This is a genomic window from Streptosporangium sp. NPDC051023 (genome assembly GCF_040689595.1).
Classification (GTDB): domain Bacteria; phylum Actinomycetota; class Actinomycetes; order Streptosporangiales; family Streptosporangiaceae; genus Streptosporangium.
In genome coordinates this window covers 77,344-92,387 of sequence record NZ_JBFBCE010000012.1, presented here as the reverse complement: position 1 = coordinate 92,387, position 15,044 = coordinate 77,344, and the positions used below count along the sequence as shown (strand labels likewise).

Genomic DNA, 15,044 nt, shown 5'->3' with positions numbered 1-15,044 from the left:
GATGATTAGGGCATATACCGCCGGGTAAGACCCGCAACATGGCACAGGGGGGATGGATCTCCCGCTGGCCGGTTCTCCGGCAGCTCAGGGGAGGCAACGCCAGGGCCGAGGCCGCCCGTTCCGCGCGCACGGACGCGCTGAGGCCCAGGACCGAGGAGGCCGACAGCGTCGCCCGATCGGTCTGCCCCTACTGCGCGGTCGGATGCGGCCAGCTCGTCTACGTCAAGGACGGCCGAGTCACCCAGATCGAGGGTGACCCGGACTCGCCCATCTCCCGGGGCAGGCTCTGCCCGAAGGGGTCGGCGAGCAAGCAGCTGGTCACCCATCCCGGCAGGCAGACGCACGTGCTCTACCGGCGGCCCCACGGCACCCAGTGGGAGAGGCTCGACCTCGAGACCGCGATGGACATGATCGCCGACCGGGTGCTCCGCACCCGGCGGGAGACCTGGCAGCAGGAGGAGGACGGCAAGGTCGTCCGGCGCACGATGGGCATCGCCAGCCTGGGCGGGGCGACGCTGGACAACGAAGAGAACTACCTGATGAAGAAGCTCTACACCGCCCTCGGCGCGATCCAGGTCGAGAACCAGGCGCGTATTTGACACTCCTCGACCGTCCCCGGTCTGGGGACCAGCTTCGGGCGCGGCGGCGCGACGGACTTCCAGCAGGACCTCGCGAACGCGGACTGCATCGTCATCCAGGGCTCGAACATGGCCGAATGCCATCCGGTGGGGTTCCAGTGGGTGGTCGAGGCCAAAGCGGCGGGGGCGAAGGTGTTCCACGTCGACCCGCGCTTCACCCGCACCAGCGCGATCGCCGACCGGCACCTGCCGATCCGCGCCGGCAGTGACATCGTCCTGCTCGGCGCGCTGATCAACCACGTGCTGGTCAACGAGCTCGACTTCCGCGAGTACGTGCTGGCCTACACCAACGCCTCGACGATCGTCTCCGGCGAGTTCAGGGACACCGAGGATCTCGACGGGCTGTTCTCCGGATTCGACCCCGAGACGCGTAGGTACGACCCGTCCACCTGGGCCTACGAGGGCGTGAGCGAGGAGGCCGCCGCCGGTCAGCGCAGCGAGCAGCTGGAGGGCGGGGAGCAGCTGGAAGGCGGCGCGCGCCACGCGGAGGCGGCGGGGGCCGAGCAGTACGGCTCTGGCGGCGCGCAGGCGCAGGCCAGGCCGTCGGCGGATCCGACGCTGCGCCACCCGCGCTGCGTCTACCAGATCCTCAAGCGGCACTTCGCGCGCTACACCCCGGAACTGGTCGAGGAGGTGTGCGGCATCCCGCGGGACGGCTTCGCAGAGCTGGCCGAGGCGGTCACGGCCAACTCGGGACGGGAGCACACCACCGCGTGGGTGTACTCGGTCGGCTGGACCCAGCACACCGTCGGCGCGCAGTACATCCGCACGGCCGCGATCCTGCAACTGCTGCTGGGCAACATGGGCCGCCCCGGCGGCGGCATCCTGGCGCTGCGCGGCCACGCCAGCATCCAGGGCTCGACCGACATCCCGACGCTGTTCAACATCCTGCCGGGCTACCTGCCGATGCCGCACGCCCACCGGCACGAGGACCTGGACGGCTACCTGGCCCACGCGGGCGCGGACACGGGCTTCTGGGGCGGGAAGCGCTCCTACATGGTGAGCTTGCTCAAGGCGTGGTGGGGCGAGGCGGCGACGGAGGACAACGACTTCTGCTTCGGCCACCTGCCCCGCATCACCGGCGACCACGGCCACTACACGACCGTGATGGGCCAGATCGACGGCACCGTGAAGGGCTACTTCGTGGTCGGGGAGAACCCCGCCGTCGGCTCCTCTGGCGGCAAGGCGCAGCGCCTCGGGCTGGCCAACCTCGACTGGCTGGTGGTGCGCGACCTGACCCTGGTCGAGACGGCCACGTTCTGGAAGGACGGCCCCGAGCTGGAGACCGGGGAGATGCGCACGGAGGACATCGCGACCGAGGTGTTCTTCATGCCCGCCGCGAGCCACGTGGAGAAGGAGGGCACCTTCACCAACACCCAGCGGCTGCTGCAGTGGCGGCACAAGGCGCTCGACCCGCCCGGCGACTGCCGCAGCGAGCTGTCGTTCTACTACCACCTCGGCAAACGCCTCAGGGCGCGCCTGTCCGACGACGAGATCGACCGCCCGCTGCACGAGCTGACCTGGGACTACCCGGAGGAGGGGGAGCACGCAGAACCCTCAGCGGAGGCCGTGCTGCGCGAGATCAACGGCACCGGCCCCGAAGGGCGGGCGCTGTCGGCCTACACCGAGCTCAAGCCCGACGGCTCAACTCGGTGCGGCTGCTGGATCTACTGCGGCGTCTACGCCGACGAGGTCAACCAGGCGGCCAGGCGCAAGCCGGGACGTGAGCAGAGCTGGGTCGCCCCCGAATGGGGCTGGGCGTGGCCCGCCAACCGGCGCACCCTCTACAACCGGGCCTCGGCCGACCCGGAGGGCCGCCCCTGGAGCGAGCGCAAGGCCTATGTCTGGTGGGACGCGGAGAAGGGCGAGTGGACCGGGCACGACGTGCCCGACTTCGAGAAGGACAAGCCGCCGGACTACCTGCCGCCCGACGGCGCCCTGGCCGAAGCGGCGCTGGCCGGGACCGACCCGTTCATCATGCAGGCCGACGGCAAGGGCTGGCTGTTCGCCCCCGCGGGCCTGGCCGACGGGCCGCTGCCCGCCCACTACGAGCCCCACGAGTCGCCGCTGCGCAACCCGCTGTACGGCCAGCGGGCCAACCCGGCGCGTCGGATCTACCACCGCGCCGAGACGCCGTACAACCCGCCGGGGTCGCCGCGCTTCCCGTACGTGCTCACGACCTACCGGCTCACCGAGCATCACACGGCGGGCGCCATGAGCAGGCCGCTCGCCTACCTGGCCGAGCTGCAGCCCGAGCTGTTCTGCGAGGTCTCGCCACAGCTCGCGGAGCAGCTCGGGCTGGTCAACGGGGGCTGGGCGACCATCGTGACGACCCGCACCGCGATCGAGGCCCGCGTTCTGGTCACCGAGCGGGTCCGCCCGCTCCGCCTGCAAGGCCGTACGGTCCACCAGGTCGGGCTGCCCTACCACTGGGGCTGGGGCAGCGGTGGCCTGGTGACCGGCGACGCCGCCAACGACCTGCTGCCCATCGTGCTCGACCCGAACGTCTACATCCAGGAGAGCAAGGCCGTCACCTGTTACCTGCGGCCCGGCAGGCGTCCCACGGGCAGGGCACTGCTCGAACTGATCCAGGAGTACCGCGATGGCTGAGCGGATGGGGTTCTTCACCGACACGAGCGTCTGCATCGGTTGCAAGGCGTGCGAGGTGGCCTGCAAAGAGTGGAACGACGTGCCCGACGACGGGTTCGTCTTCAGGGCGACCTCGTACGACAACACCGGCGCCCTGGGGGCCGACACCTGGCGCCACGTGGCCTTCATCGAGCAGTCCCGCGTGGTACGGCGGCAGGAGGAGCCGCCGGGCCCCGGAGAGCGCGCCGGTGAGCCCGCGGACGGCCAGGAGGGCATCGAGGGCTGGCTGATGTCGTCCGACGTGTGCAAGCACTGCACGCACGCGGCATGCCTGGACGTCTGCCCGACCGGAGCGCTGTTCCGCACCGAGTTCGGCACGGTGGTCGTGCAGGCGGACGTCTGCAACGGCTGCGGATACTGCGTGCCCGCCTGCCCGTACGGGGTGATCGACCGGCGGGAACGCGACGGCAGGGCGTTCAAGTGCACGATGTGCTACGACCGCCAGCTCGGCGGCCTCGAACCCGCGTGCGCCAAGGCGTGCCCGACCGATTCCATCCAGTTCGGGCCCCTGGACGAACTACGGGCCAGAGCCGAGGAACGCGTCGAGCGGCTGCGCGGGGAGGGCAGGCCGCAGGCCCGCCTGTACGGCGCCAGCCCTGAGGACGGCGTCGGCGGGGACGGGGCGTTCTTCCTGCTGCTCGACGAACCGGAGGTGTACGGCCTGCCCCCCGACCCGGTCGTCACGACCAGAGACCTGCCCGCGATGTGGCGGTGGGCCGCAGGCGCGGCGCTGTCCCTGGCCGGAGCCGTCGCGGTGTCCTTCCTGAGCACGAGGAGGGGCCGGTGAGGCGCGGCGAGGAGGCGATGGTCCCCGAGGCCGAGTTCAGGTCCTACTACGGGCAACCGATCATCAAATCTCCCGTCTGGCACGAACCCCACATGCCGGTCTACCTCTACCTCGGTGGCCTGTCCGGAGCCGCCTCCGCGATGGCGCTCGCCGCCGGGGCCGGGGGGAACGCCCGTCTCGCCCTGACCGCCAGGGTCACCGCCGCGCTCGGGGCGACCACGGGCGCGGCGTTCCTGGTCGCCGAGCTGGGCAGGCCCGAGCGGTTCCTCAACATGATGCGCGTGTTCAAGCCGACCTCCCCGATGAGCATGGGGTCGTGGCTGCTGGCCGTACACGGCGGGCTGACCGCGCTGGCCGCCGCGTCCGCGCTCGGACCCGTGCTGCCCGCCTCCAGGGCGACCGCGATCCTGCGCGTCCCCGCGGTCGCGGCTCTCCTGCCCGCCGCCGGTGACGCCGCGGCCGTGGTCACCGCGCTCACCGGCCCGCTGATGTCCACCTACACCGCCGTCCTGCTCGCGGACACCGCCGTGCCCGCCTGGCATGAGGCGCACAGGGAGTTGCCGTTCCTGTTCGCCGGGAGCGCGCTGGCCAGCGCGGGCGCCGCGGGCATGCTGACGACGCCCCGCGCGCAGGCGGCTCCCGCCAGGGCCGCCGCCGTGCTGGGAGCCGTCGCAGAGACGGTGGCGGGCGTGGTGATGGAGCGGCGGCTCGGCCTGGTCGGTGAGCCGTACCGGCTGGGCAAGGCGGGGCGTAGGATGCGGGCCGCCCGGGCCCTGACGGTCGGCGGAGGCCTGCTCGCCGCGGTGGCCGGGCGCAGCCGCGTCCTGACCGGCCTGTCCGGGGTCGCCCTCACCGCAGGCGCGCTGTGCACCCGCTTCGGCGTTCTGGAGGCGGGCAAGGCGTCGGCCGCCGACCCGAAGTACACCGTGGTCCCCCAGCGCCGCCGCCTCGATGCAGGGGAGCCCGCGTCGGTCCCCGCCCGGCGGTGAGACCGGGGGCGCAAGGCGATCGCCAGAGGCGTTCTGACCGGTCGTGAGGAAAGCCCGAGGACTAGATGCCGGTAGGCCCATGGGGCCTGCCTGGATTCGAACCAGTGAGAAGGAAGCCCTTGAATGGCCTCACGACCGGAATGCGAGGAAAGCGGAAAGGCTAGAGACTTCCAAAGAGGTGAGAAGGAAGCCCTTCCATGGCCTCGCGTTCTTCACACTATCAGGCAGGGATCAGCTCATGCAGTGTCCCCGGCGTGTACACCCGCGCCCCCGGCGGCAGATCGGCCGGAGCCTCCAGCCCGATGTAGGTGGCGTGCCCGCCAGAAGACTCCTTCGCGCGCAGTAGGTCGGCCAGGTAGCGCACCCGCAGGTAGTCGCGCTCCACGATCGAACGCACCAGTAGGGCGGTCGTGACCCGGTTGCCTTCCACCTGGTTGAAGCCGGGGTGCCCCTTCAGATAGAGGTGCAGCCATTTCACCCGCCATCCGCCGTCCTCACCGCGGAGGAAGACGAGCGGCAGGGCGACCTGACCCGACCCGCGCAGGTCGGACTTCATGCGCACGGTGCGCGGCTCGAACGGGCGCCCCTCCTGCGCGGCATCCCTGGTCATGTAGCCGAAGAACGCCTCAGCGGCCTCGTCGAAGCGCTCACCGGCGAAGATGTTGACCTGCGGAATGATGATTGGCTGGGTCGCCGCGGCGAGGCGGATGTTGATGAACTCCGACGCGCCATGTGGTGCCGGCGCCTCAGTGAGGTCGCCGGAGTATTCAGCGAAGCCGTTGGAGTAGTTCGTCCAGGAAACGTGCGTCGCGTTGTCGTAGGAGGCATCCAGCATGAGCGCGGACAGGTCGTAGTCGGTGCGCTGCTCAACCTGACGCCAGTGGACGAAGAAGCGCAGCAGCTCGCCGTCCACCGCCGACAGGGAGCCTCGGGGCAGCATGCCCAGCCCAGGCGAGACAGCCTTGCCGGACAACGGCAGGGCGACATCAAGCACGTCGGGATCGACGATCAGCTCGCCGGGGTCGGGCAGGCGGCAGGTGATCTCCTCGTCCAGGATGGTCAGGGCCCGCGACAGGACTTCCTTCTCAAGCGGCGAACGGGAGTCGCCTGCCGCCCACGCCTTGCCGTGCCGGTTGACGAACACACGGCCGGCGGCGGGGGCGAGCCGGTTCTGCAGGTGCTCACGCAGGGACAGCAGCACACGGCCAGAGGCGCCCGCTGCGGCTCTTTCCGCAGCGTCCAGCACTGACGAGGTGGATGCGCCGGTCCGCAGCAAATGGTCCAGGCGGCGTAGCAGCGCACCCGGCGCCTTCTCCAGCAGCTCCACCGCGTCGTCGCTTCGGCCCGTCGACAGGGCAGCCTCAACGCGGCTGTCGAAGCTGGCAGCCTTACGTGCGCCCCTGGCCACCTCGAAGACCTGGACGGCCCGCGGCAGGTGCGGATACTCGTGAGGGTGCAGCCGCTCACCGAGTCGCTTCCACTGCTCCCGGTAGCGTGGCACATCGCCAAGCTTGGCCGGGGAGGCGACAGCGTCCAGGGCCTGCAAAAGGGCACGGCGTTCGGCACGGCGGAACGAACGGAACCTGGTGGGGGTGGCCAGCGTGACATCGCCACCGGAGCAGCCACAGGCGAGCCGCAGCACATCGGTCACCGTGTCAACCAGCAGCGGTTGATCGGCGGCCAGCCGTACCTCGTTGACGATGGCCCGGTTCTCCCGCACGGGGACGTGCTCCGGCTGGTCGGTGCAGAACGACGCCAGCAACCGCAGCGCCGCCAAGTCCTCAACGGCCAGCGGCACCTCCGAGCCCGCCAGTGAGAAGTACAGCTCCCGCGCCTCCACCTCCAGGCTTGCGCCCAGCTCCAGCACCGTCACCCGATCCCCGGCCAGCGGGATCAGCTCGTCGTGAGCGGTCAGCAGGTCAGCGTAAGTGTGCTGGTAGCGGCCATAGCCCGGCAGAGCCAGCAGATTGAGCACCGGCGGCTGGACACGCGCGGCAGCGACCGGATCCAGCAGGACCTCACGCAACAAGCCGACCCAGAACTCCAGCGTGTCGGGCACGTTCTTGGGAAAGTCGATGAAGTAGGCATTGTGCTGGACGTGATCGCCCACCAGACTGCGGACGGCAGCCAGGATTCGTACGCCGAGGTCCACCACGGTCTCTCCGCGCAGCCTCGACAGGCGGTCAAGCAGGGCCGCCGAGCACTTGAAGCCAACACTCAACAACGCGGCGTCGAGTTGGCGGGCGGCCACCTCTCCCCAGCCCGGCGTGGAGCCGGCAGGGGCACCGATAGGGACGCGTAGCCGCCTGGCGATGACGAGGCTTTCAAGGTTGTCCACGAGCGGCACCCTACAGTCGAAATACGGGTCTCGGCTCAGAAGTGTCAGGTATTCGCTCGAAGCGATCGCCTGACATTTCTCGGCGTCCCTGGAAATTGAGATGTTTCCAGACAGCGAGCTCTGTAGCGTTGCACCCAGTTCATCGGACCTGGAGATGGTGTGGGCCGAAGGACATCGGTTATCTCTTCGAAACAGATGCTGCCGGTGCCCACTCCCACATCCGCACCTTCTTCCGGCCCGATGACCTGGTCAGGTCTGGTGTTGGCGCGGGTCGAAGCATCATCGGTTATCCACTGTTAATGGGGTGGCCGCGGGTTCGAGTCCCGTCACAGACTTCGGGTCTGTGTAGCTCAGCTGGTAGAGCACCTAAAAGGCCGGTGGGCATCCCCATATCCGTGCCGACTCCAGACCTGATCGTTCGTCAGTCCTGTCGGTGGTGCGGGTCGAATCTTGATCGGTTATCGCCTTCCACGCGGGTGACGCAGGTTCGAATCCTGCTGGGCCGGCCACATCGGCCCATCGTCTAGCGGCCCAGGACACCTAAACGCCGGTCGGAGCCTCCATATCCGCACCGCCGACAGGGCTGACGAGCAGGGGAGCGGGTCGAAGTCAGCCGGTTATCGGGAATAGAAGATCGCAGGTTCGAATCCTGCCGCCCGCCCTACACGGTGGGCGTAGCTCAGCGGTAGAGCGTCTGTTTAAACTCGGCGAACATCACCACATCCGCTCCCCTTTTCGCATATCCGCCTCCGGGCGGGTCGAACGAAGGAGAGCAGCATGGCCCGTGACCCCCTCGCCGGGATCTCCGCGATCACGACGCCGCAGACGCAGCGCATCCCCGGCCGCACTGACCAGGTCCGCAACAACGCCGGCGGCTATGTCTTCAGTAAGGACATTTGGGAGCGCATCGAGGACTTCATACTGCTTGGAACATGTGGCGGCACCTACTACGTGAGCCAGGACCAGCTGACGGCAGAGAACGCCGACGTGCTGTTCCAGGCGATCGCCGAGGATGGTCCGCGGGTTGTCGGCCTGATCGTGGACATCTCCACCGCCCGCCCGCCGCGCGCCCCCAAGCCCCGCCCGGCCATCTTCGCTCTCGCCGCCGCGTTCGCCCGCGGTGACCAGCAGACCCGGCAGGCGGTCAAGGCCGCGGTCCCGCAGGTCGTCCGAACCACGGACCACCTGGCGATGTTCGTCGGCTACCTCAAGAACCTCGGCGGCAAGGCGTCTCGCAACGGTTCGAGCCTGGTCGTGGGTCGCGCTTTGCGCACAGCCCTCGCCTCCTGGTTCCTCCGGGACGAGCCCGACACCGTTGCGTTCAAGGCGTGCAAGGCCATGCAGCGGCGGACTCCGCAAGGTGAGGCGTTCTCCCTGCGAGACGCCCTGCGCATCGCGCACCCTAAAGGCACGACCGCCCAGCACCGGGTCCTGTTCGGGTGGATCGCCGGGAACGTCTCCGACGATGAGGCCCGCGATGAGCTGCCTGCCATCGACCGGTTCCTCACCGCGAAGGCCGTCACCACGCCGACCGAGGCGGTTCGGGTTGTCACTGAGGCTCGGGTGCCGTGGGAGTTCCTGCCGGACGTCATGCTGCGAGAGCCCGCTGTGTGGGACGCCTTGGTCGACACGGTCGGCATGACGGCGCTCATCCGCAACCTTGCCCGTATGACGAGGATTGGTACCCTCAAGCCCATGGGCGACGCCACCGCCCGAGCAGTCGCACGCCTCACCAACCGTGAGGTACTTCTCAAGGCACGCATCCATCCCATGGACGCCTGGCTCGCCATGCGCGTTTATGCCTCAGGCCGCTCCCAGCCGAACCCGCGTGCTGACGTCCAGACGTGGCAGCCGGTCCCGGCGATCCTCGACGCGTTGGAGGAGACCTACGAACTGTCGTTCGGCGCGGTCGAGCCGTCCGGCAAGCGACTCCTCGTCGCCGTCGACTCCTCCGGGTCGATGAGCTGGTCGTCGGTTATGTCAGGCGGGTCACCGCTCGGCACTCCTTACGAGGTCGGCTGCGCCATGGCGATCATGCTCGCCCGCATTGAGCGCGGCAACGTCCACGTCATCGATGTCGATACGGCCGTCCACACGTCGAAGGTGACGTCCCGCACCAACCTGCGGGAGATCGCCTCATGGCAGCCCTCAGGAGGCGGCACCGACCTGTCGCTGCCCTTCCAGTGGGCGGCCCGCGAGCGCCTCACCGTGGACGGCATCGTGGTGTTGACCGATGGGGAGACGTGGGCGGGCCGCCGGCACGCCAGCCAGGCCCTGGCCGGCTACCGCTCTTTCATCAACCCAGGCGCCCGTGTCGTGGTCGCTGCGATGACCGCCGCAGGCCACTCGATCGGTGATCCGGCAGACCCCGGTGTGCTGAACATGGCGGGTGTGGACGCGTCGCTGCCGATGGTCGTGAACGGCTTCGTTCGAAGCTGATTCGACAGGTGTGTGAGGGGCGGAAAGCTGTCTCCTCACGCACCTGTCAGACAAGAGATCCAAAATCTGCATCGCCGATCCTCATGACGCGGCGTGGATGGCGCCGCAGAAAACCGCCAAGGAGTAAAGAGGCGGCTCGCTCTCGGGACTGCCCGGCCTCTCAGCGGATGTACACCCGGAAGCCGTAGCCCACCGAGGGGGAGCCTGTGCAGGGGGTGGTCGGATCGCCGTTCTGCGCGATGAGATCCCGCTGCGCCTGGCACTGTTCCAGGGTGGGGTAGGGGCCGTACCTGACCACCCAGACCTCATCGGAGACGTGCGCGCCGGTCTGGGGTGCGGCGACCGCGGGCGCGGCGCCGGTCAGGATGGCGGTGCCCAGTGCCGTCGCGAGTATGGCCGCGGCGTGGAATCTGCGGATTTTCATTGCGGGTGAACTCCTTGGTCGTCCGTCGGAAGCTCTGGAGTGATCACCCCAAGATGACCATCAATTGTCGAAGATGAGGACCTCGCATTTCCCTATACTTCGGCTGCATGGTCTGCCTGCTCGCCCCGCATGACGGTGTCCGCCGCCTCCTGCGTTCCTCTGGCTGCGAGGTGGAGCGTCATCGACCTCTGACGATGACGAGGCCGAGGTCGAGGTCGTCGGCCCGGCGGGTTCGGATTCTCGTCCCCTCCGCTCTATTTTCGAGGAATGGACTCACGCAGACGCGTGCCCCGCACCGACGTGGTGCTCGCCGACCCACGGCTGGTGGCAGCGGCCCTGAGGCTGGGGCGGTCGCTCGTCAAGGACGCGGTGGCGCAGGCCCAGCTGCGGGCGCGGCAGGGCGGGATCGACCCTGAGGAGGTCGCGGACGAGGCTCTCGCCGTGCTTCCGCCGTACGCGGCGAGCCTGCGCCCCGTGATCAACATGACCGGCGTGCTCGTCCACACCAACCTCGGCAGGGCGCCCCTGTCCGCGGCGGCGACGGAGGCGGCGGTCGCAGCCTCCGGCTACACCGACGTCGAGTTCGACCTGGCCGCCGGGGTCAGGGCCCGCAGGGGCCGCGGCGTCCTCGACGCGCTCGCGCGGGCCGTGCCCGCCGCGGAGGACGCGCACGTGGTCAACAACAATGCCGCCGCACTCGTGCTGGCCGCGACCGCGCTGGCCGCTGACCGGGAGATCGTGATCAGCAGGGGCGAAATGGTGGAGATCGGGGACGGCTTCCGTATCCCCGACCTGCTTGTCTCGACCGGCGCGAGGCTCCGTGAGGTGGGCACGACCAACCGCACCACCTACGCGGACTACGCGCGGGCCGTGGGGGAGCGGACGGGTTTCGTGCTCAAAGTGCACCCGTCGAACTTCCGGGTCGAGGGGTTCACCGGCTCCGTCGACGTCGCCGCGCTTACCGGGCTCGGTGTGCCCGTCGTCGCCGACATCGGTTCGGGGCTGCTCGAACGGGAGCCGTTGCTGCCTGAAGAGCCGGACGCGGCGAGCACATTGACGGCAGGAGCTGACCTGGTCACCGCCAGCGCGGACAAGCTGCTCGGCGGGCCACAGGCAGGCCTGCTGCTCGGCCGCCGTGACCTGGTCGAGCGGTGCGGACGGCATCCGCTGGCCCGCGCGTTGCGGGTCGGCAAGCTGACGCTGGCCGCGCTCGAGGCGACGCTGCGCGGTCCCGAGCCCCCGGTCCGCCAGGCGCTGCGCGCTGATCCCGTGGCGCTGCTCGACCGCGCGGAGGCGATCGCCGCGGAGCTTTCTTCGGCGGGGATCGACGCCGTCGCGGTGCCGAGCGAGGCCGCCGTCGGCGGAGGCGGAGCCCCGGGCGTGCCGCTGCCGAGCGCGGCGGTGAGCCTGCCGGAACGGCTCGCCGTACCGCTGCGGACCGGCGAGCCGCCCGTCGCAGGCCGGATCGAGGGCGGCCGGCTCCTGCTCGACCTGCGGGCCGTCCCCCGGGAGAGGGACGCCGACGTGACACGCGCTGTCCTCGGGGCGGGTGGCTGATGCACGTCGTCGCCACGGCGGGCCACGTCGACCACGGCAAGTCAACACTGGTGCGCGCGCTCACCGGGATGGAGCCCGACCAGTTGGCCGAGGAGCGGCGCAGGGGGCTGACGATCGAGCTGGGCTACGCCTGGACGACGCTTCCCTCCGGTGAGCGGCTGGCCTTCGTCGACGTTCCCGGGCACGAGCGGTTCCTGGGCACGATGCTGGCCGGGGCCGGTCCGGTGCCCGCTGTCATGTTCGTCGTGGCGGCGGACGAGGGCTGGATGCCGCAGTCGGAGGAACACCTGGTCGCACTCGAGGCCCTCGGAGTACGGCACGGCCTGCTCGTGGTGACCCGCGCCGACCTCGCCGACCCCGGGGAGGTGACCGAGCAGGCCCTGGCCCGCCTGGCCACGGGAAGCCTGGCCGGGGCTGAGGCGCTGGCGGTGAGCGGGCACACGGGGCAGGGCGTCGGTGAGTTGCGGCGGGCGCTGGACCGGCTGGTCTCCGGGCTGCCCGCGCCCGCCCCCGGGGCGCCGGTGCGGCTCTGGATCGACAGGGCGTTCAGCGTGCGCGGCAGCGGCACGGTCGTGACCGGGACACTTCCCGCGGGCCGGATCGCCGTCGGGGACGAGCTGGCGCTCGGCGGCGGGTCTGTGCGGGTGCGGGCGCTGGAGTGCCTGAAGGAGCCTGTGACCTCGGTGACCGGCGTGGCCAGGGTGGCGGTCAACCTCCGCGCGGGAGACGTCCCCGAGCGGGGCCAGGCGCTCGTCACCCCCGGCGCGTGGACGCCGGTCGACCTCGTCGACGTGCGCCTTTCGCCCGTGGGGGCGCACGGCCATGCCGGGGGCGGCCTCCCGGGCCGGGCAGGGGAGGACGAGCCCGAGACCGCCCTGCCGGGCACGGTGACCGCCCACATCGGCTCCGCGGCCGTGGTGTGCGCGGTCAGGCCGCTCGGCCCCCGTCTCGTACGGCTCCGCCTGGCCAGGCCGCTGCCGCTGCACGTGGGCGACGTGCTGCTGCTGCGCGACCCCGGCAGGGAGAGAGGCGAGGTGCGGGTGCTCGCCGGAGCGATCGTGCTCGACCTACGGCCGCCCCCGCTGCGCCGCAGGGGAGCGGCGCGCGAGCGGGCGGCGGAGCTGGCGCAGGCCGTGCCCGACGCGGCCTCGCTGCTGGGCACGCACCGGTTGCTGCGCGAGGCCGACCTGCTGGCCATGGGATGCCTCCCCGAAACCGGGCCCGTGTGCGGGGACTGGCACGCCGATCCCGCGCACTGGTCACGGCTCGGGGAGCGGCTGGCCGAGGTGGTCGCGCGGTACGCGGTCGCGCATCCGCTGGAACCCGGCATGCCGGTCGAGGCGGCCCGTCACGAGCTGAACCTGCCGGAACGGCGGCTGGTCACCGCGCTCGTACGGCCGCCGCTGGCCGTGGCGGGCGGGCGCGTCGTGAGCGGGCCGCAGACAGGCCTGCCCGCGGCGGTCGCCCGCGCGCTTCAGCGGCTGCACGCCGAGCTGTCGGCCCGCCCGTTCCTGGCCCCGGAGGCGGGGCGCCTGGCGGAGCTGGGACTGGGGCCGAGGGAGCTGGCGGCGGCCGTACGGTCGGGGATGCTGCTGCGGGTCGCTGACGGGATCGTGCTGCTTCCCGGTACGGACCTCAGGGCCGCGCGGCTGCTGGCCGGGCTGCCCCAGCCCTTCACGGTCAGCCAGGCCAGGCAGGCCCTGGGCACCAGCCGCAGGGTCGCGGTGCCGCTGCTTGAGCACCTCGACCGCAGCGGGCTGACCGAGCGGCTGGACGAGGTTCACCGCAGGTGTCCCGCGAAGGGCCCTGAGGACCCCTGAGGGCCGTGGGGCCGGACGTTCCCCGGCTACCAGGTGATCGGGATGCACTCGAAACCTCCGGTGAGTGAGTTCTCGCGCTCGATCAGCTCCTCGACGGGAACGGCGAGGGCCAGTGTGGGGAAACGCTGGAACAGCGTGCCGAACACCGAGCGCAGCTCGATCCTGGCCAGGCTCGCCCCGATGCAGTAACGGGCCGCGTAGCCGAAGGAGAGGTGCGGGTCGTCGAGCTCCCGGGCGATGTCGAAGCGGTCGGGGTCGGCGAAGGCCCGCTCGTCGCGGTTGGCCGCCGTCGTGCTGATGACCACCGCCTCGCCGCGTTTGATCGTCACACCGCCGACGGTCACGTCCTCGTGGGCATAGCGGGGCATGCCGTGGTTGCCCGGTGCCGCCATCCGCAGGATCTCCTCGACCGCCGTGTCCGCCAGCGACGGGTCGGCGATCAGGGCGTCGCGCTGTTCCGGATTGGCCAGCAGCAACAGCACGCCGTAGTCGATCCGGTTGACGGTCGTCTCGTGCCCCGCGAACAGCAGCCCGGCGGCGAGCGCGGCGATCTCCGCGTCGGGCGCGTCCATGGTCGCCAGGTCGGAGAACACGTCGTCGGCCGGGTGCGCCCGCTTGGAAAGAATGATCTCCTTGGTGTACTTGCCCAGCTCGGCTATCGCGGCCCCGGCCCGCTCCCGGTCCTCCAGGTCCGTCATCGCGTCGGCCAGTCTCCTGAAGTGCTCGCGGTCGCCGTACGGCACGCCGAGCAACTCGCAGATCACCAGCACGGGCAGCGGCAGGGAGAGCCCTTCCCTCAGGTCCGCCGGGCGCGGCTGCCCGGCCAACCGGTCGAGCAGCCCGTCGACCAGCTCCTGGACATGCGGCCCGAGGGCGCTCATCCTGCGGGCGGAGAAGGCGGGCGTGAGCAACCGGCGCATCCGCTCGTGCTGGGCCTTCTCCGTCTCGACGTTTCCCATCGGGCCGCCGAACAGGGCCGAGTTGGAGATCCTGGCCGCCCGCTCAGGATCGGGGGACGAGCGGCCGAGCCGCCGGTCGGCGAAGGCCTGCCTGGCCTCCTCGTAGCCGGAGACCAGCCAGGCGACGTCGCCCGTCGGGGTGCGGACACGGGTCACCGGCTCACTGTTCTGCAGCGTCCGGTACATCTGCGGGACGTCGAGCGGGGTTTCCCGGTCGAAGGGGAGCTTCGGCAGGTCATCGGGACCTGTGTGGCCGGTGTGGTCGTTGACGCGATCGTCCATGGCCGGAAGGCACCCCCTGGGCTCGACGGCAAGGCTGCTCTCAAACGTCCCACCGGACGACACGTCCGGCAAGGAATTGCGATCTTGCGATTTTCGTGCCGTGGTTCCTTTCTGACGATACCTGTGGGGCTGGAGAAGCGCGTCCCGCGGACGGGACCGGGT

Annotated in this window: 9 protein-coding genes; 6 read left to right on the top strand and 3 right to left on the bottom strand. The window is 70.4% G+C overall.

Annotation, left to right across the window (positions count from 1 at the left end; translation table 11 throughout):
- Positions 1-38 precede the first annotated feature (38 nt).
- The 3 genes from fdh to nrfD are packed head-to-tail and all read left to right on the top strand — an operon-like array spanning position 39 to position 5,063.
- On the top strand, positions 39-3,248 hold the full coding sequence (gene fdh, locus AB0395_RS10705) for a formate dehydrogenase (RefSeq protein WP_366279065.1): 3,210 nt from the start codon (positions 39-41) through the stop codon (positions 3,246-3,248).
- Positions 3,241-4,074, top strand: coding sequence for a 4Fe-4S dicluster domain-containing protein (locus tag AB0395_RS10700; RefSeq protein ID WP_366279063.1), 834 nt, complete (start codon positions 3,241-3,243; stop codon positions 4,072-4,074). Before fdh ends, AB0395_RS10700 begins: the two co-directional genes overlap by 8 nt.
- Positions 4,071-5,063, top strand: coding sequence for an NrfD/PsrC family molybdoenzyme membrane anchor subunit (gene nrfD, locus AB0395_RS10695; protein WP_366279060.1), 993 nt, complete (start codon positions 4,071-4,073; stop codon positions 5,061-5,063). The genes AB0395_RS10700 and nrfD overlap by 4 nt, the downstream gene beginning before the upstream one ends.
- A gap of 220 nt (positions 5,064-5,283) precedes the next feature.
- Here the strand turns inward: nrfD and AB0395_RS10690 are convergent, their stop codons facing one another.
- Positions 5,284-7,401 carry a hypothetical protein gene (locus AB0395_RS10690; RefSeq protein WP_366279058.1) on the bottom strand — a complete coding sequence of 706 codons (2,118 nt, stop codon included), beginning with the start codon at positions 7,399-7,401 and terminating at the stop codon, positions 5,284-5,286.
- 777 nt (positions 7,402-8,178) lie between these two features.
- On the opposite strand from AB0395_RS10690, the gene AB0395_RS10685 reads away from it, so the two are divergent.
- Positions 8,179-9,840 (top strand): TROVE domain-containing protein, encoded by a 1,662-nt coding sequence (locus AB0395_RS10685; protein WP_366279056.1) that lies wholly within the window; start codon positions 8,179-8,181, stop codon positions 9,838-9,840.
- 160 nt (positions 9,841-10,000) lie between these two features.
- On the opposite strand, the gene AB0395_RS10680 is transcribed toward AB0395_RS10685, so the two are convergent.
- Positions 10,001-10,264 carry a hypothetical protein gene (locus AB0395_RS10680; RefSeq protein ID WP_366279054.1) on the bottom strand — a complete coding sequence of 88 codons (264 nt, stop codon included), beginning with the start codon at positions 10,262-10,264 and terminating at the stop codon, positions 10,001-10,003.
- Positions 10,265-10,531: 267 nt separating this feature from the next.
- Between AB0395_RS10680 and selA the strand changes: the two genes are divergently transcribed.
- Together selA and AB0395_RS10670 are read left to right on the top strand one after the other, a co-directional pair.
- Complete coding sequence (gene selA / locus AB0395_RS10675; protein ID WP_366279052.1) at positions 10,532-11,821, top strand: L-seryl-tRNA(Sec) selenium transferase; 1,290 nt, start codon at positions 10,532-10,534, stop codon at positions 11,819-11,821.
- The gene (locus tag AB0395_RS10670) at positions 11,821-13,641 is read left to right on the top strand and encodes a SelB C-terminal domain-containing protein (protein WP_366279049.1); all 1,821 of its coding nucleotides are present in this window, start codon (positions 11,821-11,823) and stop codon (positions 13,639-13,641) included. Before selA ends, AB0395_RS10670 begins: the two co-directional genes overlap by 1 nt.
- A gap of 26 nt (positions 13,642-13,667) precedes the next feature.
- Here AB0395_RS10670 and AB0395_RS10665 read toward each other — a convergent pair whose 3' ends face one another.
- Positions 13,668-14,882 carry a cytochrome P450 gene (locus AB0395_RS10665; RefSeq protein ID WP_366279047.1) on the bottom strand — a complete coding sequence of 405 codons (1,215 nt, stop codon included), beginning with the start codon at positions 14,880-14,882 and terminating at the stop codon, positions 13,668-13,670.
- Positions 14,883-15,044: the final 162 nt, after the last annotated feature.